Genomic DNA, 25,147 nt, shown 5'->3' on the forward strand with positions numbered 1-25,147 from the left:
CCGGATGTACGGACGGACCGCGGAGACGACCATGAGCGGAGAGGGAACCCCCGTGACGCAGGACGAGCAGGCCGGGCGGATGCTGGAGGCGCTGCGCCACTCCCTGAAGGAGAACAAGCGCCTCCAGCAGGAGAACCGCAGGCTCGCCGAGAGCCGGCACGAGCCGATCGCCGTCGTCGGCATGGCCTGCCGGTTCCCCGGTGGCGTGACCTCTCCGGAGGACTTCTGGCGGCTGCTCGACGAGGGCCGGGACGCCGTCGGCCCGTTCCCCGCCGACCGCGGCTGGGACGTCGGTGCGCTGTACGACCCGGACCCGGACCGGCCCGGCACGAGCTATGTGCGGCACGGGGCGTTCCTGCGGGACGCCGACCGGTTCGACGCGGACTTCTTCGGGATCAGCCCACGCGAGGCCCTCGCCATGGATCCGCAGCAGCGGCTGCTGCTGGAGACCTCCTGGGAGGCCGTCGAGCGCGCCGGCATCGACCCGGAGTCGCTGCGCGGCAGCCGTACGGGCGTGTTCGTCGCCGCCTCCCCGCTCGGGTACGGCGCCGGCCCGCGCGCCGCGTCGGAGGGCGCCGAGGGCTATCTGCTGACGGGCACCACCGTGAGCGTCGCCTCCGGGCGGCTGTCCTACACGTTCGGGTTCGAGGGCCCGGCGCTGACCGTGGACACGGCGTGCTCGTCGTCCCTGGTGGCGCTGCATCTGGCGGCCCAGGCGCTGCGCGGCGGCGAGTGCGAGCTGGCGCTGGTGGGCGGGGCGGCGGTGATGGCGCGGCCGCACATGTTCGTGGAGTTCAGCCGACAGCGCGGTCTGGCGCCCGACGGCCGGATCAAGGCGTTCGCGGGCGCGGCGGACGGCACGGCCTGGGGCGAGGGCGTCGGGATCCTGCTGGTGGAGCGGCTGTCGGACGCCCGGCGGCACGGTCACCGGGTGCTGGCCCTGGTCCGGGGTTCGGCCGTCAACCAGGACGGCGCCAGCAACGGCCTCACCGCCCCCAACGGACTCGCCCAGCAGAAGGCCGTCCGCGCGGCCCTCGCCGACGCAGGCCTCGGTTCCGCCGACGTGGACGCCGTCGAAGCGCACGGCACCGGCACCCGGCTCGGCGACCCGATCGAGGCCCGGGCGCTTCTGGCGACCTACGGACAGGAGCGCCCGGCGGAACGGCCGTTGTGGCTCGGCTCGGTGAAGTCCAATATCGGGCACACCCAGTTGGCGGCGGGGGTCGCCGGTGTCATCAAGATGGTGCTGGCCCTGGAACACGGGGTGCTGCCCCGCACCCTCCACGTGGACGAGCCGACCCCGCACGTCGACTGGACGACCGGGGCCGTGTCGCTGCTCACCGAGCGGCGCGAGTGGCCCGAGGTGGACCGTCCGCGCCGGGCCGCCGTGTCCTCCTTCGGCATCAGCGGCACCAACGCCCACGTCGTCCTGGAGCAGGCCCCGGTGGAACCCATGGCGGCGGCGCTGCCCGACACCGGCCGTCCGCTCGCGGACCGCCCGCTCCTGCCCTGGCCGCTGTCCGCCGCCGGACCGGCCGCGCTGCGCGCCCAGGCCGGACGGCTGCACACGGCCGTCTCGGCGCACCCCGACCGGGACCCGGCGGCGCTCGCCCACGCGCTCGCCACCACCCGGGCCCGCCTCGGCCACCGCGCCGTACTCCTCGGCTCCGGCCGCGAAGACCTGCTCGCCGGGCTGGAAGCGCTGCGGACCCCCACGGCGGACACCGGCAACCCGATCGTGGGCACGGCGGGGCGGGGCGGGGCCACGGCCTTCCTGTTCACCGGCCAGGGCGCCCAACGAGCCCTGATGGGACGGGAGTTGTACGACACGTACCCGGTGTTCGCCGCGTCCCTCGACCGGATCTGCGGCCTGTTCGACGAGCGGAACGGCCTCGGGCTGCGCGAGGTGCTGTGCGCCGCGCCCGGTACCGAGCGCGCCGCGCTGCTGGACCGTACGGCGTGGACGCAGGCCGCGCTGTTCGCCGTGGAGGTGAGCCTGTACCGGCTCGTGGAGTCGTGGGGCATGCGCCCGGCCCAGTTGCTCGGCCACTCGGTCGGCGAGCTGGCGGCGGCACATGTCGCGGGCGTCTTCTCGCTGGAGGACGCGGTCACGGCGGTCGAGGCGCGCGGGCGGCTGATGCAGGAACTGCCGCCCGGCGGGCTGATGGCGGCCGTCGAGGCGGCGGAGGAGGAGGTGACGGCCCTGCTCGCGGGCCGGGCCGAGGGAGCCGGCCGGGCGGGGATCGCGGCCGTCAACGGGCCGTCGTCCGTCGTGGTCTCCGGCGACGAGGACGCCGTACGCGACGTCGTCGGCGAGCTGCGCGCCCGGGGCCGGCGCACCAGGGAGCTGACGGTGAGCCACGCGTTCCACTCGCCGCGCATGGACGGCATGCTCGACGCCTTCCGCGCGGTGCTGTCCACGCTCACCCTGCGCGAGCCGGTCCTGCCGATCGTCTCCAACGTCACCGGCCGGCCCGTCACGAGCGCCGAGGTCCGGTCGCCGGACTACTGGGTGCGGCATGTGCGGGAGGCGGTGCGGTTCCACGACGGCGTCCGCACGCTGCTCGGCCAAGGAGTGCGGACGTTCGTGGAGTTGGGGCCCGACGGGGTGCTGTCAGCGATGGTGCGCGAGGGCGCCGCGGCCCTGCTCCCGGACGACGCGCTCGCCGAGGTCGTCGCGGTGCCGCTGCTGCGCCGCGACCGCGACGAGGTCCGCACCCTGCTCACGGGGGTGGCGGAGGCGTACGTGCGGGGTGCGGAGGTGGACTGGGGTGCCGTCGTGGCCCGGCCGGGTGCGGAACCCGCCCAGCCGGTCGGCCTGCCCACGTACGCCTTCCAGGGCGAGCGGTACTGGCTCGCGGACGGTACGGACACCCCGGCCGAGCCCGGTGACCTGGGCCTCGCCCCGGCCGGGCACCCGCTGCTCGGCGCCGCGCTCGCGCCGGCCGAGGGCGACGGACTGGTCCTCACGGGCCGCCTGTCGCCGGGTACGCACGGCTGGCTCGCCGATCACGTGATCCTCGGATCGACCGTCGTACCGGGCACGGCGTACCTCGAACTCGCCCTGCACGCGGCCGCGTCGACCGGCTGCGACACGGTCGAGGAGTTGCACCAGGAGAGCCCGCTGATCCTCGCCGAGGACGAGGCCGTCCACCTCCAGCTCACCGTGGGCGCGGCCGACGAGCACGGGCGGCGGACGATCGCCGTGCACTCCCGGCCCGCGCACCCGGCCGACGACGCCCTCCCGTGGACCCGCCACGCGAGCGGGGTCCTGGCCACCACGGAGGCCACACCGCACGGCGGCGCGGCGGCTCCGGAGCCCGGTGGGGCCTGGCCGCCGCCGGGGGCCGTCCCCGTCGACATCACCGGCTTCTACGACTCCGTGGCGGGCGACGGCTTCGCGTACGGCCCGTCGTTCCGGGGCCTGCGCGCGGTGTGGCGGGCGGGCGAGGACACCTACGGCGAGGTGCGCCTGCCCGAGCCGTACGACGCCGAGGCGGCCCGGCACGGTGTCCACCCGGCGCTGCTGGACGCCGCGCTGCACGCCGGCCTGGTCGGCACCACCGGGGACGAGGTGCTGCTGCCCTTCGTCTGGAGCGGGGTACGGCTGCACCGCCCGGGTGCCGGCGCGCTGCGCGTGCGGCTCTCCCCCGTCGGGCCCCGGGCGATGTCGGTGACCGTGTGGGACGCGGACGGGGCTCCGGTGGCCTCGATGGAGTCGTTGCGGGCCCGCCCGGTGTCGCTCGCCCAGTTGCGCGCCGCCTCCCGCAGTCGGCGGCCGGATCACCTGTTCCACGTCGAGTGGACGCCGGTGGACGCCACCGGGGAAACAGCCCCGGGGGCCACGGACCTCGCCGCCACGGACCTCGTGGCCACCGACCTCGTCGCCGTGGGCCCGGGGCCCGTGCCGGACGGCGTCGTACGGGAGCGGTTCGCGGACGTCCCGGCGCTCGTGGAAGCTGTTTCCGCCGGGCGGCCGGTGCCCGATGCCACGTTCCTGACGGCTTCCGACGACACCGGCGGTCCCGTCCCCGAGGCCGCGCACGCGGCGGTGCGCGCCGTGCGGTCCGCGCTGGTGGCGTGGGCGGCGGACGAGCGGCTCGCCGGCACGCCGCTGATCGTGGTCACCCGCGACGCGGTGGCCACCGGGCCCGGCGACAAGGTCGCGGGGGTCCGCCAGGCGCCCGTGTGGGGGCTGACCCGCGCGGCCCAGGCGGAACACCCGGACCGGTTCGTCCTGCTGGACGCGCCCGACGGCACGCCGGCCGACACCTGGCGTGCGGCGGCCCGCCTCGACGAGCCCCAACTGGCCTGGCGGGACGGCACGTTGCTCACCCCTCGCCTGGTCCGCACCCGCCCGACGGCCGCCCCCGACGCCCCCGCCCCACTCCCCGGCACGGTCCTGCTGACCGGCGGCACGGGTGCCCTGGGCGCACTCGTCGCCCGGCACCTGGTGCGGGAACACGGCGCGCGCAGGCTGCTGCTGCTGAGCCGCAGCGGTCGATCAGCCCCTGGGGTCGCGGAGTTGACGGCCGAACTGACCGGCCTCGGCGCGCAGGTGAGCGTGGCGGAGTGCGACGCCGCCGACCGGGAGGCGCTCGCGTCCGCCGTCGACGGCATCCCGGCGGAGCACCCGCTGACCGCCGTGATCCACACGGCCGGGGTCCTGGACGACGGCGCGCTCGACGCGCTCACCCCGGAGCGCGTGGACGCCGTCCTGCGTCCCAAGGTGGACGCGGCCTGGCATCTGCACGAGCTGACCGGGGACACACCGCTGGTGCTGTTCTCGTCGGCGACGGCCACGCTCGGCGGCGCCGGGCAGAGCGCCTACACCGCAGCCAACTCCTTCCTGGACGCCCTCGCCGAGCACCGTGCGGCACACGGGCTGCCGACGGTGTCGCTGGCCTGGGGCCTGTGGGAGCAGGACACGGCCGGAATGGCGGCCGGCCTGGACGCGACGGCCCTGCGCCGGATGCGCCGCGCCGGGGTCCTGCCGCTCACCGCCGAGGAGGGCCTGGCCCTGTTCGACAGGGCGACGGCCGCCGCCCTGCGGTCCGACGCCGACGGCCTTCCCGTCGTCGTACCGGTGCGGCTGGATCCGACGGCGTTCGGCGCGTCCGCCGGCGCCCCGGTCCCTCCCCTGCTGCGCGCCCTGGGGGCGGACGCCCCCGCCGAAAGGCGGCCGGCCGGGCCGGACACCTCCGGGCGGGCGGCGGCGCTGCGCGGGCGGCTCGGCGGGGCGGACGAGGAGGAGCGGCGGCGCATCCTGCTGGAGCTGGTGCGCGGCACGGTCGCCGAGGTGCTCGGCCACCCGGGCCTCGGCGCCGTCGCCCCCGAACGGGCCTTCAGCGACCTGGGGTTCGACTCGCTCACGGCGGTGGAACTGCGCAACCGGCTGAACGCCACGACCGGGCTGCGCCTGTCCGCGACGCTCGTCTTCGACCACCCGACGTCCCAGGCGCTCGCCCGGCACCTCGACGAGACGCTCCCGCGCGAGGACACCCCGGACGCCGACCCCGTGCTGCGTGAACTGGACCGTCTGGAGGCCGTGTTGGCGGGCATCGCCCCCGGCCACCCGGACCACGGCCGGATCGCCGGACGGCTGCGGGCCGTCGTCACCGCCTGGAGCGAGCGGACGGGCGAGCCCGCCGACGAGCGGACCGCGCCCGGCCCCGCCCTGGAGCTGGAGTCGGCGGACGACGACGCGGTCTTCGACTTCATCACCAACGAACTCGGGATCTCCTGACCCGTGCGCGACAGAGAGGGTGGCACCACCGTGGCGAGCAGTGAGCCCAGCGGGACCGAGGACAAGCTCCGCTACTTCCTCAAGCGGGTCACGGCCGATCTCCAGGAGACCCGGCAGCGGCTGAACGAACTGCGGTCCGTGGAGGGCGAGCCGATCGCGATCGTCGGCATGGCCTGCCGCTATCCGGGCGGCGCCGACTCCGCGGACCGGCTGTGGGAGCTGGTCGCCCAGGGCCGCGACACCGCCGGCCCGTTCCCCGCCGACCGGGGCTGGGACATCGACGAGCTGTACGACCCGGACCCGGACGCGCCGGGCAAGACGTACGGGCGCGAGGGCTGTTTTCTCGACGGCGCCGACCGGTTCGACGCCGGGTTCTTCGGCATCGGACCGCGCGAGGCCCTGGCGATGGACCCGCAGCAGCGGCTGCTCCTCGAAACCACCTGGGAGGCCTTCGAGCACGCGGGCATCGACCCGACCGCGCTGCGCGGCAGCCGCACGGGCGTCTTCATGGGCACCGGCCAGCAGGACTACGCGAGCCTCGTGCAGCGCGCCACCGAGAACCTGGAGGGCTACCTGCTCTCCGGCGGCGCGGCGAGCGTGATCTCCGGCCGCCTGTCGTACACCTTCGGCCTCGAGGGTCCGGCGATCACCGTCGACACGGCCTGCTCGTCCTCGCTGGTCGCCCTGCACCTGGCCGTGCAGTCGCTGCGGCGCGGCGAGTCCACGATGGCCCTGGCGGGCGGGGCGGCCGTGATGGCGGCGCCCGGGATGTTCGTGGAGTTCGCCCGGCAGCGCGGGCTCTCGCCCGACGGCCGCTGCAAGGCCTTCGCCGCGTCGGCGGACGGCACCGGCTGGGGCGAGGGCGTGGGCGTCCTGCTCCTGGAACGGCTGTCGGACGCCCGGCGGCAGGGCCACCGGATCCTGGCGGTCGTCCGGGGCTCGGCCGTCAACCAGGACGGCGCCAGCAACGGCCTCACCGCCCCCAACGGCCCCTCCCAGCAACGGGTCATCCGCCAGGCCCTCGCCAACGCCCGGCTGGACACCGCCGACATCGACGTGGTGGAGGCGCACGGGACGGGCACGACCCTGGGCGACCCGATCGAGGCGCAGGCCCTCCTGGCGACCTACGGACAGGACCGCCCGGCCGAACGACCCCTGTGGCTCGGCTCGTTGAAATCCAACATCGGCCACACCCAGGCCGCCGCCGGCGTCGGCGGCGTCATCAAGATGGTCAAGGCCCTGGAGCACGGTGTGCTGCCCGCCACGCTCCACGTGGACGAGCCGACCCCGCACGTCGACTGGACGACCGGCGCCGTCTCCCTCCTCACCGAGCGGCGCGAGTGGCCCGAGACCGGCCGCCCGCGCCGGGCCGCCGTCTCCTCCTTCGGCGTGAGCGGGACGAACGCCCACGTCATCCTGGAACAGGCACCGCAGGACGCACCCAACGAGACCTCGGACACCACGGCCCCGCCCGCCCCTCTCGCCCCTCCTGTCCCCCTCGTCCCTCCCGTCCCCCTCGTGCCTCTCGTGTTCTCCGCCCGCTCGGCCGGAGCACTACGCGCCCAGGCGGAGCGGCTGGCCGCGCACCTCCGGGAGAGCCCGGACGACGTACGACACACAGCTCACGCCCTGCTGACCCAGCGCGCGTCCCTCGACCGGCGCGCGGTGGTGCTCGGCGGGGATCGGGTCCAACTGCTCGCCGGGCTGGATGCGTTGGCGGACGCGACCGAGGCGGCGGGTGTCGTCACCGGGCAAGGGGACGCGGGCCGGCCCGTGTTCGTGTTCCCCGGCCAGGGGTCGCAATGGACCGGGATGGCCGTCGAACTCCTCGACACCTCACAGGTGTTCGCCGAGTCGATCGCCGCATGCGAGACCGCGCTCGCCCCGCACGTGGAATGGTCGCTGACCGAAGTTCTGCGTGACGGCCAGCCGTTGACCCGGGTCGACGTCGTCCAGCCCGCACTGTTCGCGGTGATGGTGTCGCTGGCCGCGGTGTGGCGGTCCCTCGGCGTCGAGCCGGCCGCTGTGGTGGGGCACTCGCAGGGCGAGATCGCCGCCGCCGTCGTCGCCGGAGCCCTCTCCCTCGAAGACGGCGCGAAAGTCGCCGCCCTCCGCAGCCGCGCCATCCTCAAGATCGCCGGACGCGGCGGCATGGTCTCCCTCCCCCTCACCAGCGAAGACACCACCGAACTGCTCAAACGATGGCCCGACGCCATCTTCATAGCCGCCCTCAACGGCCCCCGCTTCACCGTCGTCGCCGGAGACGCCACCGCACTCGACCAACTCATGGCCCACTGCGAGGCAGAGGAAATCCGCGCCCGCCGCATCGACGTCGACTACGCCTCCCACACCCCCCACGTCGAAGCCATAGAAACCGACCTCGCCGAACTCCTCGCCGACATCACCCCCCGCACCAGCACCGTCCCCTTCTACTCCACAGTGTCCGCCGCGCTGATCGACACCGCACAACTCGACGCCGCCTACTGGTACACCAACCTCCGCCAGACCGTCCTCCTCCACCCCACCCTCAAGCTCCTCACCACCGACGGGCACACCGCCTACCTCGAATGCAGCCCCCACCCGGTTCTCGTCCCCGCCATCGACGAAACCACCGAAGCCACCGTCACCGGCACCCTCCGCCGCGACGAAGGCGGCTGGCAACGCCTCCTCACCTCCGCCGCCCACCTCCACACCCAGGGCACCACCGTCGACTGGACCCCGTTCACCACCGCGCCCCGCCACCACGTCGCCCTCCCCACCTACCCCTTCCAGCGCAAGCCCTACTGGGTGGAGACGATCCCGGGCACCGTCGTCTCCTCGCACGTCGCGGCGGACGACGGCGCGGCGGACGAACTCGACCCGGCCGTGGCGGAGTTGCGCGGGCGCCTGTCCGGGCTGTCGGCGGCCGCGCGCGAGAAGGTGATGCGGGATCTGGTGACGGACCACGCCACGGCGGTGCTCGGGCTGGAGGAGCCGCTGGATCCGGCGCGTCCCTTTCACGAGTCGGGGTTCGTCTCGCTGACGGCCGTGGAGCTGCGCAACCGTCTCGTGCGGGCCACCGGCGCCCGGCTGCCCTCCTCCGTCGTCTTCGACCACCCCACACCCCAGGCCCTCGGCCGCCATCTGCTCGCCCTCCTCGACGGCACGGACGACGGCATGCGTGATGGCATGCGTGACGGCATGCGCATGGGTGACGGCACGGGACCCGTTCCGCCCGCCGTACCCACCGACGACGACCCGATCGTCATCGTCGCCATGGCCTGCCGCTACCCGGGCGGGGTCGCCTCCCCCGAGGACCTGTGGCGGTTGGTCGCGGACGGCGCGGACGCCATCGGCCCGTTCCCGACGGACCGGGGCTGGGACGTCGAGGCGCTCTACGACCCGGACCCAGAGCGCTCGGGACACACGTACGTCCGCGAGGGCGGCTTCCTCACCGGCGCGGACCGCTTCGACGCGGCCTTCTTCGGCATCAACCCGCGCGAAGCCCTGGCCATGGACCCGCAGCAGCGGCTGCTCCTCGAAACCTCCTGGGAGCTGTTCGAGCGCGCGGGCATCGACCCGGCGGAGCTGCGCGGCAGCCGTACGGGCGTGTTCGCGGGGCTGAGCGGACAGGACTACCCGCTGCTCCTCGACGCCTCGCGGACGGAGTCGGAGGAGGTGGAGGGCTATCTGATGACGGGCAACGCGGCGAGCGTGCTGTCCGGCCGGCTCTCCTACACCTTCGGTCTGGAGGGTCCGGCGATCACCGTCGACACGGCGTGCTCGTCCTCGCTGGTCGCCCTGCACCTGGCGGCGCAGTCGCTGCGCTCGGGCGAGAGCGAGCTGGCGCTCGCGGGCGGGGTGACCGTGCTGTCGACGCCGCAGGCGTTCGTCGGGTTCAGCCGGCAGCGCGGACTGGCTCCGGACGGCCGGTGCAAGCCGTTCTCGGCCGGTGCCGACGGTACGGCGTGGGCCGAGGGCGTCGGTCTGGTGCTGCTGGAACGGCTGTCGGACGCCCGGCGGCACGGGCGGCGGGTCCTCGCGGTGGTCCGGGGCAGCGCGACCAACCAGGACGGCGCGAGCAACGGGCTGTCCGCCCCCAACGGCCCCTCCCAGCAGCGGGTGATCCGCCAGGCCCTCGCCAACGCCCGGCTGGACCCGGCCGAGGTGGACGCGGTGGAGGCGCACGGCACGGGCACCCCGCTGGGGGATCCCATCGAGGCACAGGCGCTGCTCGCCACCTACGGCCGGGGCCGGTCCGCCGAACAGCCCCTGCTGCTGGGCTCGGTGAAGTCGAACATCGGGCACAGCGCGGCGGCGGCGGGCGTGGCCGGTGTGATCAAGATGGTGCAGGCGATGGAGCACGGGGTGCTGCCCCGCACCCTGCACCTGGACGAGCCCACCCCGCACGTGGACTGGTCGGCCGGTGCCGTGGCGCCGCTCGCCGACAGCGTGGAATGGCCCGAGCGGGGCCGGCCCCGCCGCGCCGGGGTGTCCGCGTTCGGCATCAGCGGGACGAACGCGCACGTCATCCTGGAAGAGGCGCCGCGGGAGACGGTCGCCGAACCCACCCTCGAACCGACGCCTGTCGTCCCGTGGCTGCTGTCCGCGCACACCGCGACGGCCCTGCGCGCGCAGGCGGAACGGCTGCGCACCCACCTGCGCACCCACCCCTCCCGGCTCGACGCCACGGACGACACCGCCGTCGCCCGGTCCCTGGCCTTCACCCGCTCGGCGCTGCCGCACCGCGCCGTCGTCCTCGGTCCGGACCGTGTGGCCCTGGAGGCGGGGCTGGCGGCCCTCGCGACGGACTCGGCGACGACGGGCCTGGTCCGCGGCCGGACCGCGACCGGCCGGCTCGCCTTCCTCTTCCCCGGGCAGGGCAGTCAACTCCCGGGCATGGGACGTGAGTTGTACGACCACTACCCGGTCTTCGCGGAGGCCTTGGACGAGCTGTGCGCGCTGCTCGACCGCGAGCTGGACGGACGTCGGCCCGGCGTGCGCGAGGTGCTGTTCGCGGAGGCGGGGACGGAGACGGCCGCGCTCCTCGACGAGACCGTCCATACGCAGGCGGCGCTGTTCGCCGTGGGCGCCGCGGCCTTCCGGCTGCTGGAGTCCTGGGGTGTCGTGCCCGACGTCGTGGGCGGCCACTCGATCGGCGAGCTGACGGCCGCGTACGTGGCGGGCGTGCTGTCGGCCGAGGACGCCTGCCGGCTGGTGGCCGCGCGCGGCCGGCTGATGCAGGCGTCCCCGGAGGGCGGGGCGATGGCCGCCCTGGAAGCCACCGAGGACGAGGTGAACGAGCTGCTCACGGCCGACGCCGGGCTCCTGGGCATCGCCGCGGTCAACGGCCCCCGTGCCGTCGTGGTGTCCGGTGCCTCGGGCGCGGTCGACGAGATGGTGAAGGTGTTCGCGGAGCGGGGCCGGCGCACCAAGCGGCTCCGGGTCTCGCGCGCGTTCCACTCGCCGCTGATGGACGGTGTGCTGGCGGAGTTCGGCGAGGTAGCGGCCGGGCTGACGTTCCACGCGCCCCGCCTGCCCCTGCTCTCCAACCTCACGGGCGCGCCGGCGGACGCGGGCGAGGTGCGCTCCCCCGCGTACTGGGTGCGGCACATCCGGGAGACCGTGCGCTTCCACGACGGGGTGCGCGGGCTGCTGGACGACGGGGTGACGACGGTCCTCGAACCGGGTGCGGGCGGTGTGCTGTCGGCGCTCGTCCGGGACACGGCGGCGGACCGCCCCGGCGCCCCGGTGGTGGCGGTCCCGCTGCTGCGGCGCGGCCGTCCGGAGCCGGAGAGCGCGGTCACCGCCCTCGCCCACCTCCATGTCCGGGGCGTGCCGGTGGACTGGTCGGCCCTGCTCGGCGCCCGCGGCGGCGCCCGGGAGAACATCGCGGACCTGCCGACGTACGCCTTCCAGGGCCGCCGCTACTGGCCGGACTCGCCGACGGCCCCCACCACCGCCAGGACCGCCCCCACCGCCACGGAGGACCCGGACCTCTCCGCCCCGGTCCCCTCCGCCCCCTCCGACCTGCACGCCCGTCTCGCGCCCCTCCCCGTGCCCGCCCGCGAGGACGCCCTGCGCCGGCTCCTCGCCGAACAGGTCGCGGCGGTCCTCGGGCACGCCGACACCACGGAGGTCGACACCGCCCTCGGGCTTCCGGAACTCGGCATCGACTCGCTCACGGCCGCCGAGCTGCGGGCCGCGCTCCAGTCGGCCACCGGCGTGGCGCTCGCCTCGACGGCCGTGTTCGAGCACCCCACGCTGGACGCCCTGGCCGTCCATCTCCACGCCGTGCTGGTCGAGTCGTCGTCGCTGCTCACGGCGGCCGCGGAGTCGGAGACGCCCGCTCCGCCGTCGGCCACGCCGTCCGGGTTCCTCACCGAACTGGCCGTCCGGGCCGGGCAGGAGGGGCGGTTCGCCGAGTTCGGCTCCTTCCTGGAGGAGGCGTCCCGGTTCCGGGAGACGTTCGGCGCGGCGACACCACCCGAGGCCGTAAGCCGCCCGGCGCCCGTGCGGCTGGCACGCGGGGACGACGGGCCCGTCCTGATCTGCTTCCCGTCGTTCGCGAGCCGGTCCGGTGCCCACCAGTACGCCCGGCTCGCCGCCGGGGCGCGCGGCGAGCGGGACGTCTGGGTGCTCCCCGCGCCCGGGTTCACGCCCGGCGAGGCACTGCCGGCGGACGTCGAGGCGCTGGTCCGAGCGCACGCGCACGACGTCGAACTCCTCGCGGCGGGAAGGCCGTTCGCGCTGCTCGGCCATTCGGCGGGCGGCTGGATCGCCCACGCGGTGGCGGCCCGGCTGCGCGCGCACGCCCCGGCGGCCGTCGTCCTGATCGACAGCTACGAGCCGGGCGACCCCGTCCTGCGGCACATCCAGACCCACCTCGGCCTCTCCCCCGCCGGGGACCCCCGGCAGACGGGCCTGGACGACACCGTGCTGACGGCGATGGGCGGCTACGCCCGCCTGTTCGCCGCCTGGCGTCCGGCCGAGGACGCGGCCGAGGACGCCCCGGCCTGCCCGACGCTCCTCGTCCGCGCCACCGAACCGCTGCCCGGATTCCCCACGACCGGCTGGCAGGCCCGGTGGCCGGCCCGCCCCGCCCCCGTCCCCGTCCCCGGCGTCGGGCACGTCCCCGAACCCAACCCCGAATCCATCCCCGAACCCGTCGTCGTGGACGTCCCCGGCGACCACTTCACCACGACCACCGACCACGCCCCGACGACGCTCGACGCGATCCGTGAGCACCTGTCGTCGCTTCCCCGGTCCCCGATCCCCGCCCCTCACGGAAGGTGAGCACCCCTATGTCCCCCGAGAACGGCGCTCAGCCGCACGAGATCGACCAGGCGGTCCTGGACGGCCAGGCCCCCTACCACCGGCGCGCCCTCGCCTTCTACGACCTCGTCGTGTTCCGGGGCAGCGCACCGTGGTTCTGGCGCTGCCACCCGAGCAACTTCGAGGAGCTGTACCGCACGAGCGTCGGCGCGAAGCACCTGGAGATCGGCGTCGGCACCGGCTACCTGCTGTCCCGTGCGCGTTTCCCGGTGTCCAACCCGAAGATCACGCTGGCCGATCTGAACCCGGCCACCCTCGACTTCACCGCGCAGCGGCTGCGCTTCTTCGAGACGACGAAGGTCGTCGCCAACGCGCTGGAGCCGCTGCCGGTGCCGGACGAGAGCCATGACTCGGCCGCGCTGAGCTTCCTGCTGCACTGCATCCCGGGGAGCCTGCGCGACAAGGGTGTGGCGATCAAGCACGCGGCGGCGGCCGTGAAGCCGGGCGGGACCGTGTTCGGCAGCACGGTGCTGTCCTCCGGCGTCCCGGTCACCCGGGCGGGCCGGTGGCTGATGGGCAACCTCAACGCCAAGGGCGTCTTCCACAACGACCAGGACAGCCTGGAGGACCTGCGCGCCCAACTGGAGCAGAACTTCGACGACTTCGATCTGGTGACCCGCGGCAGCGTCGGTCTCTTCCGCGCCCGCAAGCCGAAGTAGCCCCCGCCAGGACACCCCCTTTCCGAAAGGACCCCCATGGGCATTCGCTGGTACCCGGTCGAGGAAGCCGACGACTCCCTCTTCGCCACCGCCTCGCTCTACCACGCCCGTTCCGTCGAACTGCCGTACCCGGCCGAGGAGACGTGGGCCGCGCTCACCGGCGAGGGGGTGTCGAGCTGGACCAAGGGCATGAAGCGCCTCACCTGGACCTCGCCGCCTCCCTACGGCGTCGGCACCACCCGGGAGATCGAGCTGGGCGGCGACTTCGTGCTGCGCGAGCGGTTCTTCCGCTGGGAGGAGGGCCGGCGCAAGACGTTCACCGCCGTCGAGGGCACCAAGAACATCTTCCGGCACCTCGTGGAGGACTACGTGGTGGAGCCGACCGACGGCGGCTCGCGGTTCAGCTGGCGCTGGGCGGCGGAGCTGAACCGCCCCTGGTCGTATCTCCAGGGTCCGCTGGACCGGCTGATGTTCGCGCCGACCGGCCGCTCCCACATCGACGGGCTGCCCGTGTACATGGCCGCCCAGCGCTGACCCGAGCACGCGACAAGCACCCCCGACCGAAGGAAGACAACACATGTGTGGGATCGCCGGCTGGATCGCCTTCCAGCGGGACCTCCAGACCCAGCAGGCCGCGCTCGACGCGATGACCGCGACCATGGTCTGCCGGGGCCCGGACGCCGGGGGCACCTGGCTGTCGCGCTCCGCGGCGCTGGGGCACCGGCGGCTGTCCGTCATCGACCTCGAAGGCGGGGTCCAGCCCATGACGGTGGACACCCCGGACGGCCCGGTGGTGCTGACGTACAGCGGTGAGGCGTACAACTTCGTCGAGCTCCGCGCCGAGCTGGCGCGGCGCGGCCACCGCTTCCGCACCACGAGCGACACCGAGGTGGTGCTGCACGCCTACCTGGAGTGGGGCGAGGAGTTCGCCGACCGGCTCGACGGAATGTACGCGCTGGGCGTCTGGGACGGCCGTACGGACAAGCTGGTGCTGCTGCGCGACCGGCTCGGCATCAAGCCGCTGTACGTGTACGAGACCGAGGACGGCGTCCTGTTCGGCTCGGAGGCCAAGGCGATCCTCGCCCACCCGGCGGTGGAGCCGGTCGTGGACACGGACGGCTTCCGTGAGCTGTTCGGGTTCGTCAAGGAGCCGGGCCGCGCCGTGTGGGCGGGGATGCGGGAGGTCCGGCCGGGCAGCATGCTGATCGTCGACCGGGCGGGGCCGCGCGAGCGCGTCTACTGGCGGCTGGAGCTCGCCGAGCACCGGGACGACACGGAGACGACCGTGCGCCGGGTGCGGGAGCTGCTGGAGGACAGCGTCGGCCGGCAGCTCGTCGCGGACGTGCCGCAGTGCGTGCTGCTCTCCGGCGGCCTCGACTCCAGCGCGCTGACGGCGCTGGCCGCGCGCGGGATGGCCGAACGCGGCCAGGAGACACGGACGTTCACCGTCGACTTCGAGCAGCCGGACGCCTTCCGCGCCGACGAGCTGCGCGGCTCGCAGGACGCGCCGTACGCCCGTGAGGTCGTCGCGCACGTGGGCACGGTGCACACCGACATCCGCCTGGACCACCAGACGCTCGCGGACCCGGAGGTGCGGCGCGCCACCGTCACCGCGCGTGATCTGCCGTTCGGCTTCGGGGAGGCGGACAACTCCCTCTACCTGCTGTTCAAGGCGATCCGGGAACACGCGACGGTGGCCCTGTCGGGCGAGTCCTCCGACGAGATCTTCGGCGGCTACCCGTGGTTCCACCTGCCGGTCGTGCAGGAGGCCGCCATGTTCCCGTGGGTCACGGCCTCCGGACTCGGCCCCAAGTCCCATCCCACCAAGCTGATCGACCCCGGGCTGCTGCTGGGCACCCTGGACGTGCCCGGGTACTGGGCGCAGCGCTGGACCGACACCGTCGCCCGACTCCCGTCCGTGCCGGGCGAGGACGCGCACGAGCGGCGGATGAGGGAGTTCTGCTACGTCCATCTCACCAGCCTGCTGGGCCTGTTGCTGGACCGGAAGGACCGGATGAGCATGGCGGTGGGCCTGGAGGTCCGGGTGCCGTTCTGCGACCACCGGCTGGTGGAGTACGTGTTCAACACCCCGTGGTCGATGAAGACGTTCGACGGCCGGGAGAAGAGCCTGCTGCGGGCGGCCGTGCGCGATGTCCTGCCCACCTCGGTGGTGGAGCGGGTCAAGGCGCTCTACCCGCACACGCAGGAGCTGCGCTATGTCGGCGCGTTGCAGCGCCAGGTGGGCGACCTGCTGTCGGACGGCCACCAAGCGGTGGAGTTCTTCGACCGGGCCGCGCTCACCCAGGCCGTCCAGGGCGGGCCGGAGACCGTGGAGCGCGACGCGCGCGAGGCGTTCGAGCGCGTCCTCGACCTCGCCGTCTGGCTCGATCTGCACCGCCCCACCCTCAAGCTGTCCTGACCCCCACCCCCTGCGCAAGGAGCATCCACGGCATGGCAGTCGACAACGACCTCTACGACCAGCTCTCCTGGTGGGACGACAACCAGCCCTTCGCCACGCTGGAGGCGTTCACCCCGGCCCGTTTCACGTACTTCCACGACGTCCTGACCACACGGCTGCGGCTGGAGCTGAAGGGCCTGCGGGTGCTGGACGTGGGCTGCGGCGGCGGGCTGCTCGCCGAGCGCTTCAGCCGTACGGGCGCCCAGGTCACCGGCATGGACCCGTCCGGCCCCTCGCTGGAGGCGGCCCGCGCCCACGCCCGTGAACAGGCCCTGGAGATCGACTACCGGCAGGGCGTCGCCGAGGAACTCCCCTTCCCCGACGGCACGTTCGACCTGGTGTACTGCTGCGACACCCTGGAGCACGTCACCAGCACCGACCGCGCGGTCGGCGAGGCGGTGCGGGTGCTGAAGCCTGGCGGCTACTACCTGTACGACACGATCAACCGCACGTTCCGCTCCAAACTCGCCATGATCAAGATGGCGCAGGAGTGGAAGTCGGTCCGCTTCGCCCCGAAGGACCTGCACGACTGGAACAGCTTCATCAAGCCCGCGGAGCTGTACGCGTTGTTCCGCCGGCACGGCCTGGACAACCAGGAGACGATCGGGTTCGCCTCCACCCGGCCGCAGCTGGAGCTGCTGAAGGACATGCGCCGCCGCGCCCGGGGCGAGATCACCTACGGCGAGCTGGGCCGCCGCTTCGGTCTCGGCGTCCACCCGAAGGACACCTCCGTCATCTACGCCGGTTTCGCGAGGAAGGCCGCCCGATGAACACGTCCGAGAGCACCGCCGCGCCGGCCGTCCGCGTCCCCGTCCTCGTCGTCGGGGCCGGTCCGGCCGGGCTCACCGCGTCGCTCGCCCTGTCCCGCTACGGCGTCCGTCACCTCCTGGTGGACCGCTACGACGGCAGCGCGCACACCCCCCGCGCCCACCTCCTCAACCAGCGCACCGGCGAGATCTTCCGCGACCTGGGCGTCGAGGACCGGGTGCTGGCCGAGGCGACCCCCAGCCACCTCTTCTCGAACCACGTCTTCATGTCCACGTTCGCGGGCCCGGAGGTCAGCCGCCTGGACGCGTACGGCAACGGCCCGGAGCGGATCGGGGACTATCTGGCGGCCAGCCCGAGCCGGATGTGCAACCTCGCCCAGCATCTCCTGGAGCCGATCCTGGTCGACGAGATCGAGTGCGCCCGGGTGGGCGAACTCCGCGGCGGGCAGGACTTCCAGCGGCTGGAGCAGGACGAGGACGGCGTCACCGCCGTCCTGCGCGACCGGCACTCCTGGCAGGAGTACACGGTCCGCGCGGACTATGTGATCGGCGCGGACGGGGCACGCAGCCGGGTGCGGGAGCAGATCGGCATCGGGATGCAGGGGCACGAGGGCATCGCGCGGGTGGCGTCGGTGTGGTTCGAGGCCGATCTGTCGCGGTACTGCGCCGACCGTCCGGCGATCCTCTACATCGGCGGAGTGCCGGGCCGCCCGGCCGGGGACGGCCGGGTGTTCGTGAGCATCCGCCCCTGGAACGAGTGGGTGTACCTGCGGTTCCTCGACCACGACGACGACCCGGAGGGCTTCTCCGCCGACGACCACGAGGAGATCATCGCCCACATCCGCCAGAGCATCGGCGACTCCTCGATCGACATCAGGATCAAGAGCGTCTCGCCGTGGCAGGTCAACGCGCAGGTCGCCGAACGCTTCGCCGCCGGGCGGGTGTTCTGCGTGGGCGACGCCGTGCACCAGATGCCGCCCACCAATGGGCTCGGCCTGAACACGGCGGTCGCGGACGCCCACAACCTGGCGTGGAAGCTGCGGCTGGTCCTCGCGGGCCAGGCCGGTCCCGAACTCCTCGCCAGCTACGAGACCGAGCGCCTCCCGGTGGGCGGGCACGCCGTGGACCGTGCCGTACGCAGCATGCTCGACTTCCTCGGCATCCCGGCGGCCCTGAGGTACGAGGACGGGCAGAGCGCCGAGGAGCAGTGGGCGCTGCTGCGCGGCCTGCACGACGACACGCCCGAGGCGGCGGCCCGGCGGGAGGCGCTGGCTGCGGCCACCGACCGGATCAACGGTCAGGTCAACGCGCACGGCATGGAGATCGGCCACCGCTACCGGGCGGGCGCCCGGGTGGACGACGGCACACCGGAACCGGCCCAGGACCGCGACCCCGAGCTGTACTACCAGGCCACGACCTGGCCCGGCGCGCGGCTGCCGCACGCCTGGCTGGAGGACGGGCGGCGCCGCTGCTCCACCCTGGACCTCGTCGGCCGCGGCCGATTCGTGCTGCTCACCGGCCGGGGCGGCGAGGCCTGGCACGAGGCGGCCCGGGAGGCGGCCCGGCTGACCGGCGTCGAGGTCACCGTGCGGCCGGTCGGCACGGCCGGGGGCCCGCGCGACCCGTACGGGACGTGGGAGCGGCTGCGGGAGGTGGACGCGGACGGCGGCGTCCTGGTCCGCCCCGACGGCCATGTGGCCTGGCGTGCGGTGTCGTCCGCGGCGGCATCGGATCTGCCGAAGGTCCTGGCGACCCTGCTGCACACACCGAACGGCCGCTGACACGGGCCACCGCGCGCGGCGGCGGCGGGTGCCCTGGTGCCCGCCGTCAGCCGGTCCGCGCGGCGAACGCCGCGTAGGCCCGCTCGTCGAAGAGCACGAACCTGGCCTCCTCGACGTCCGTCGGCATCGCCCGGACCGTCTCCACCGCGATCCGGGCGGCGTCGTCGAGCGGCCAGCCGTAGATGCCCGCCGACACGGCCGGGAACGCGACCGTACGGGCGCCCAGTTCGTCGGCGACCCGCAGGGACTCGCGGTAGCAGGAGGCCAGCAGCGCGGACCGGTCCTCCGTCGCGCTGTACACCGGGCCGACGGTGTGGATCACCCAGCGCGCGTCCAGCTTGCCGGCCGTCGTCGCGACCGCCTGCCCGGTGGGCAGGCCCTTGCCGTAGTGCGAGGCCCGCAGCCGCCGGCAGTCCGCGAGGATCTCGGGCCCGCCCCGCCGGTGAATGGCCCCGTCGACACCACCGCCGCCGAGCAGCGAGGAGTTGGCCGCGTTGACGATGGCGTCCACGGACTGATCGGTGATGTCACCCTGGACGAGCGTGATCGTGGTCATGCCTGTGTGTATACCAACCGCTCGCGATCGATCGCGCACGAAATACCGCCCACCACCCGAACAACGGGCCCTCCCCGACCACACCCGGAGCGAGCAACCACCGCACGGAACGAGGACGCGCCAACGGCCACCGCCGAATAAGCCACGGCGCATTCCCCCGAACGCCCACCTCCCGCCCGGCCCGCTACCGCCCCCGGCAGCCGAGCGCAGCGAAGGCGGCGCAGCGGCTGGCGACCCGGAAGGTCACCGCTCGGGCCGGAGGGACGACCCGCCGATCAGAGAGCCCGCCGCGCAGAACAAGCCCCGGCCCGCCCACCACCGACACGGCCCCTGCCCCCGCCACCAGTTGCTCAGGCAGCCCCCACCCCACCCCCTACCCCCGCTGCCGAAGTCTCCGCCACACCGCCTTCGCCGCGTTGTGGCCCGACATGCCGTGGACGCCCGGGCCGGGTGGGGTGGCGGCGGAACAGAGGTAGACGGCCGGGTGAGGGGTGGAGTACGGGAACAGGGACAGCCGGGGGCGCAGCAGGAGCTGGAGGCCCGAGGCCGCGCCGGTGGCGATGTCGCCGCCGACGTAGTTGGCGTTGCGGGCGGCGAGTTCGGCGGGGCCGGCGATCGCGCGGGCCAGGACACGGTCGCGGAAGCCGGGGGCGAAGCGCTCCAGTTGGCGTTCGAGGACGTCCGTGAGGTCGCCCGTCCAGCCGTTGGGCACGTGTCCGTACGCCCAGAAGACCTGCTTGCCCGCCGGGGCGCGGGTGGGGTCGGCGACACCGGGCTGCACGGTGATCATGAAGGGCCGCTCGGGTGCCTTCCCCTCGCGGGACGCGGCCCGCAGGGCGGCGCCGATCTCCGCACTGTCCGCGCCGATCTGCACGGTGCCGGCGACGCGGGCCTCCGGGGCCGTCCACGGGACCGGGCCGTCCAGCGCGTAGTCGACCTTGAAGGCGGCCGCCCCGTACCGGAACCCCGCGTAGTAGTGGCCCAGGCCGGCGATCCGGGCGAGGGCGGTGGGCGAGGTGTCGAAGACGTAGGCGCGGGCCGGCGGCAGGTCGTCGAGGCGCTTGACCTCGTAGTCGGTGTGGACGGCGCCGCCGAGGTCCTTCAGATAGGCGGCGAGGGCGTCGGAGACGGCCTGGGAGCCGCCGCGGGCCACCGGCCAGCCCCGGGCGTGCGCGGCGAGCGCGAAGACCAGGCCGACGGCGCCCGTGCCGAGGCCGCCCAGCGGGGCCATGACATGGCCGACGAGCCCGGCGAAGAGCGTCTTGGCGGGCTCGTCGCGGAAGCGGCGGGTGAGCCAGGTGGACGGCGGCAGACCGGCCAGCCCGAACCGGGCGAGGGTGACCGGGTCGCGCGGCAGGGCGGTGAGCGGCAGGGACATGAAGTCGCGTACCAGCGTGTCCCACTTGGGCAGGAACGGCTCGACGAGCCGCCGGTAGGCGCCCGCGTCACGCGGCCCGAAGGACGCGGCCGTCTCCGCCACCGACCGTGACAGCACGGCCGCGCTGCCGTCGAGGAACGGGTGCGCCATGGGCAGCTCGGCGTGCAGCCACTCCAGCCCGTACCGCTCGAGGGGCAGGGCGCGGAACGCGGGCGAATTGATCCCGAGGGGGTGCGCGGCGGCGCACGGGTCGTGCCGGAAGCCCGGCAGGGTCAGCTCCTCGGTGCGGGCGCCGCCGCCCACGGTGTCCCGCGCCTCGAAGAGCGCCACGGAGAAGCCGCGCCGGGCCAGCTCCACTGCGGCGGTCAGCCCGTTGGGCCCCGCTCCCACCACGACCACATCGAGCATCGACGGCACTTCCGACCCCTTCGTCAGCGGGTGGCCCCCGTAGACCGGCGGCCTCCGGCATCAGGATATGCCGGGGGTACGACAGCGCCCGAGGCACGGGGCCGCAAACCGTCAGGTACCCGCGCGCCCTGCGGAGGGACGCACCACGTCGGCAACCGTCACCAGGTCGACAACCGTCACCGCGTCGGCAGCCTCGTCGCGTCGCCGGCCGTCACCGCGTCGCCGTTCATGCCCCCGACAGCAGCCCCATGACCCGCCGGGCCGTCGCCGCGTCGCGCGCCGCCGTGAACGGCAGGGCGTTGCCGCCGGTGATGCGGAACGGCTCGCCGGTGAGTGTCAGATGGGCGCCGCCCGCCTCCTCGACCAGCAGCAGGCCCGCCGCGTGGTCCCAGGCCGCCTCCCAGGAGAAGGCCGTCGCGTCCGACTCGCCCCGGGCGACGGCGAGATACTCCAGGCCTGCCGATCCGCAGGCGCGCGGCGCGACGCCGTCCGTCCACAGCCCCAGCAGGGCCCGCTTCTGCTCTTCGGTGGTGTAGTCGGGGTGGGAGGTGGCCACCCTCAGGTCGCGGCCGGCCTCGGGCGGGCCGGCGAACAGCCGCTCGCCGTCGAGGAAGGCACCGCCGCCCCGCACGGCCGTGGCCAGCTGGTCGCGCGCCGGGGCGTACGTCCAGGACGCGAGCAGGACGCCGCGGCGGGCCAGCGCGACCAGCGTGCAGAAGCCGTCCTCGCCGTGCACGAACTGCCGGGTGCCGTCCACCGGATCGACGATCCACACCGGCGCGTCGCCCTGTATCGCCTCGTAGGTGACCGGGTCGGCGTGCACCGCCTCCTCGCCGACGACGACCGAGCCGGGCAGGAGGGCGCCGAGGGCCTCCGTCAGGAACAGCTCGGCGTTGCGGTCGGCGTCCGTCACCAGGTCGTGGGGACCGCTCTTCTGGTCGACCTCGTGCGCGGCGAGCTGCCGGAAGCGGGGCATGATCTCGGTGGCGGCGGCCTTGCGGAGCGCTTCCTCCACGTCGGCCGAGTGCCGGGCGAGAAACTCGTCGATGGTTTCCATGTCTTCGATCATGTCTCCATGAGAGCACGCCCCACTGACAATCCCCGCCCCGCCGGTGCACTCCGGGTGGAAAGGGGATGAACAACCGGTTCCGCTACCTGCGGGGTCAGCGGCCGACGGCGTACCCCTGCATACCCCGCGGGTTCGCGGCCGCCGACAGGATCCCGGTGTCCGGATCCCGCGCGACCGCGCACAGCCGGCCCTCGGACCACGGGTCGCCGACGGTCACGTCGTGGCCGCGCCGCCGCAGCCCCTCCACCACCTCCGCCGGCATCCGGGACTCGACGGTCACGCTGCCGGGCCGCATCCCGCGCGGGTAGAAGGAGCCGGGGAAGGAATCGGTGTGCCAGTTCGGGGCGTCGATCGCGCCCTGGAGGTCGAGGCCGCCGCGCACCCGCGCGCTCAGGGCGGCGGCGAGGAAGAAGTGCAGCTGCCACTGGTCCTGCTGGTCGCCGCCGGGCGTGCCGAACGCCAGCACCGGCACGCCGTCGCGCAGGGCGAGGGAGGGGCTGAGGGTGGTGCGGGGACGGCGGCCGGGCGTCAGCGAGTTGGGCAGCCCCTCCTCCAGCCAGGTCATCTGGAGCCGGGTGCCGAGCGGGAAGCCCAGCTCGGGCACGACCGGGTTGGACTGGAGCCAGCCGCCGCTGGGCGTCGCGGCCACCATGGTGCCCCAGCGGTCGACGACGTCGAGATGACAGGTGTCGCCCCGTGTGCCCCCGTCCGCACCGACCCCCGGCTCCCCCGGCTCCCCCGGCTTCCCCGGCGAGGACCCACCACGCGCGCGTGCCCCGGCCGGTCCGCCGGCCACCGTCGGCTCCCCCACCCCCATCGGGCCGGAGCCGGGTTCCTCCGTACGGACCAGGTGCGCGTGCGCGCTCAGCCGCGGCACGCGGCCGCCGGGACGGCCGGGCCGCAGCTCGTACGACGCCTTGTCGCCGGCGAGGCGGCGCCGCCCGGCGTTGTAGTCGTCCGCGAGCAGCTCGGCCAGCGGCACCTCGGCGGCGTCGCCGTACCACGCCTCCCGGTCGGCCATGGCGAGCTTGCAGCCCTCGATCAGCAGATGGACGTAGGCGTCGGAGCCGTACGCGGGCAGCTCGGGCGGGAGCAGGGCGAGCTGCTGGAGGAGGGCCGGGCCCTGGCTCCAGGGGCCCGCCTTGCACAGGGTCCAGCCGTTCCAGTCGTAGGTCGCCGGTGCCTCGTAGGACGCGGACCAGCCGGCGAGGTCGGCGGCGGTGAGCGTGCCGGTGTGGCGCTCACCGCTGGTGTCGAGGGTGGGCCGGGCGGACTGCCGCAGGAGCGCCTCGGCGACGAACCCGGCGCGCCACACATGGCGCGCGGCCTCGATCCGCGCCTCCCGGTCTCCCGCGCCGGCGGTCTCGGCGAGCAGCCGCTGCCAGGTGGCGGCGAGGGCGGGGTTGCGCAGCAGCTCACCGGGGCGGGGCGCGCGTCCGCCGGGCAGGTACACCTCCGCCGACGAGGTCCACTCGGTCTCGAACAGCTCCCGTATCCTCTCGACGGTCGCGCCGACGTTCTCCACGGGCGCGTGCCCGTGCTCGGCGTACCCGACGGCGTACTTCAGGACGTCGGCGAGGTCCTTGGTGCCGTGGTCGCGCAGGAGCAGCATCCAGGCGTCGAAGGCGCCGGGGACGGCGGCGGCCAGCGGTCCGGTGCCGGGCACGAGGTCCAGGCCGAGCCCCCGGTAGTGGGCGACGGTCGCGCCGGCCGGTGCCACGCCCTGCCCGCACAGCACGCGCACCTCACCACCCGCCGGGGCGAGCAGGATCGGCACCTCCCCGGCGGGCCCGTTGAGGTGCGGCTCGACGACGTGCAGCACGAACGCCCCGGCCACGGCCGCGTCGCAGGCGTTGCCGCCGTCCTCCAGCACGGCCATCGCCGACTGCGAGGCCAGCCAGTGCGTGGAGGACACCATGCCGAAGGTGCCCTGGAGCGTGGGTCGGGTGGTGAACACGGAGGCGGCTCCTCACTGCACGACAGTGGATCTCGTGATCGTACGCAGCGGCCCCGGAGGGACCTTTCGCCCCTTTCCTCACCAAAGAACCGAGTTGCTCACCAAAGAACCGACGATGTCTCAGAAGGGCAACGCCCCTTCGTCACCACCCGTGCACGCTGCGAGTTTTCGCTTCCGCCCCACAGGGAGTCGTGTGACACTGGCGTCCCTGTCCGCATCGCGGACTCCGTCCGCACCGTCCCCCACGAAAGTGCGCCGTGCGTTCTCTCCCACTGCCGCTCGCCCTCACCGCGCGCCTGTCCCCGGTGGCCGTGCTGGCCTGCGCGGGCTGGGCGCTGACGTCCCCTCCGGCCACCGACACACCGGACACGGCGGCCAAGAACACGCAGCAGACCCAGTCCGAGAGCACCGCAGGGCCGTCCTCGACGACCGCGCCCAAGACGTACGCCGCCGCGCCCGCGCCCTGCACCAGCGTGGCCACCAAGACGGTCACCTCGCTGGTGCCGGGCGCCAAGAAGGCCGGCAAGGAGATCCCGTCGACGGACACCGACGTGCGCCGCACCTGCTCCTGGAACGCGCTCAAGGAGTACGACTACCGCTGGCTCGACATCTCCTTCGAGATCGCCGAGTCGGACGCGGCGGCCGAGAAGTCGTACCAGGAGCGGCTGAAGGAGAAGAGCGGCGGAGGTGCCGTCCCGGGGCTCGGGGACGAGGCGTACTCGGTGGTCAACCTCACCACGGAGGACAAGCAGCAGACCCGTGAGGGTGTCGTCGTGGCCCGCGTCGCCAACGCCCTGGTGATCGTCACCTACAACGGCAGCGACTTCGAGTCGAAGAAGGCGCCCGCCACGGACGTGATCAACAAGGGTGCGATCAAGGCGGCGAAGGACGTGGTGGCCACGCTCCAGAAGGTGAGCGGCTGAACCAGGCCTGGAGGATGGGCGAGGGGGGGGGGGGGGGGGGGGGGGGGGGGGGGGGGGGGCGGGGGAGGGGGGGGGGGGGGGGGGGGCCATCTCTTCGCTCGTCGTTTCGGCTAGTCCGGAGACGAACCACC

General features: G+C 74.2%; 11 protein-coding genes and 1 pseudogene. 8 read left to right on the forward strand and 4 right to left on the reverse strand.

The features are described from left to right. Positions 1-31 precede the first annotated feature (31 nt). From ACZ6D7_RS38985 to ACZ6D7_RS39015, 7 genes and pseudogenes are all read left to right on the forward strand, one after another. Entirely contained in the window at positions 32-5,746 is a 5,715-nt protein-coding gene (locus ACZ6D7_RS38985; RefSeq protein ID WP_469501261.1) for a type I polyketide synthase, read from the forward strand. A gap of 90 nt (positions 5,747-5,836) precedes the next feature. Next, a pseudogene (locus ACZ6D7_RS38990) lies at positions 5,837-13,021 on the forward strand (type I polyketide synthase); the annotation flags it as partial. A gap of 8 nt (positions 13,022-13,029) precedes the next feature. After that, positions 13,030-13,719, forward strand: coding sequence for a class I SAM-dependent methyltransferase (locus ACZ6D7_RS38995; RefSeq protein ID WP_469501263.1), 690 nt, complete (start codon positions 13,030-13,032; stop codon positions 13,717-13,719). A gap of 36 nt (positions 13,720-13,755) precedes the next feature. Beyond that, complete coding sequence (locus tag ACZ6D7_RS39000; protein WP_469501265.1) at positions 13,756-14,253, forward strand: SRPBCC family protein; 498 nt, start codon at positions 13,756-13,758, stop codon at positions 14,251-14,253. 43 nt (positions 14,254-14,296) lie between these two features. After that, entirely contained in the window at positions 14,297-16,138 is a 1,842-nt protein-coding gene (gene asnB, locus ACZ6D7_RS39005) for an asparagine synthase (glutamine-hydrolyzing) (RefSeq protein ID WP_469501268.1), read from the forward strand. Positions 16,139-16,170: 32 nt separating this feature from the next. After that, positions 16,171-16,947: a bifunctional 2-polyprenyl-6-hydroxyphenol methylase/3-demethylubiquinol 3-O-methyltransferase UbiG gene (ubiG, locus tag ACZ6D7_RS39010; RefSeq protein ID WP_469501270.1), complete on the forward strand. Its 777-nt coding sequence runs from the start codon at positions 16,171-16,173 to the stop codon at positions 16,945-16,947. After that, positions 16,944-18,725 carry an FAD-dependent monooxygenase gene (locus tag ACZ6D7_RS39015; RefSeq protein WP_469501272.1) on the forward strand — a complete coding sequence of 594 codons (1,782 nt, stop codon included), beginning with the start codon at positions 16,944-16,946 and terminating at the stop codon, positions 18,723-18,725. The genes ubiG and ACZ6D7_RS39015 overlap by 4 nt, the downstream gene beginning before the upstream one ends. Positions 18,726-18,771: 46 nt before the next feature. Here the strand turns inward: ACZ6D7_RS39015 and ACZ6D7_RS39020 are convergent, their stop codons facing one another. The 4 genes from ACZ6D7_RS39020 to ACZ6D7_RS39035 all read right to left on the reverse strand — a co-directional run bounded on the left by ACZ6D7_RS39020 (position 18,772) and on the right by ACZ6D7_RS39035 (position 24,093). After that, entirely contained in the window at positions 18,772-19,281 is a 510-nt protein-coding gene (locus ACZ6D7_RS39020; RefSeq protein WP_469501274.1) for an O-acetyl-ADP-ribose deacetylase, read from the reverse strand. A 373-nt stretch (positions 19,282-19,654) separates the two neighbouring features. After that, on the reverse strand, positions 19,655-21,067 hold the full coding sequence (locus ACZ6D7_RS39025) for a phytoene desaturase family protein (protein WP_469501354.1): 1,413 nt from the start codon (positions 21,065-21,067) through the stop codon (positions 19,655-19,657). 226 nt (positions 21,068-21,293) lie between these two features. Then, positions 21,294-22,136 (reverse strand): inositol monophosphatase family protein, encoded by an 843-nt coding sequence (locus ACZ6D7_RS39030; protein ID WP_469501276.1) that lies wholly within the window; start codon positions 22,134-22,136, stop codon positions 21,294-21,296. A gap of 94 nt (positions 22,137-22,230) precedes the next feature. Next, positions 22,231-24,093 (reverse strand): gamma-glutamyltransferase family protein, encoded by a 1,863-nt coding sequence (locus ACZ6D7_RS39035; protein WP_469501278.1) that lies wholly within the window; start codon positions 24,091-24,093, stop codon positions 22,231-22,233. Positions 24,094-24,350: 257 nt separating this feature from the next. On the opposite strand from ACZ6D7_RS39035, the gene ACZ6D7_RS39040 reads away from it, so the two are divergent. Then, a complete protein-coding gene (locus ACZ6D7_RS39040) occupies positions 24,351-25,016 on the forward strand; it encodes a hypothetical protein (protein WP_469501280.1) in 666 nt (221 codons plus the stop codon). Positions 25,017-25,147: the final 131 nt, after the last annotated feature.

Source organism: Streptomyces sp. NPDC041784 (genome assembly GCF_055591025.1).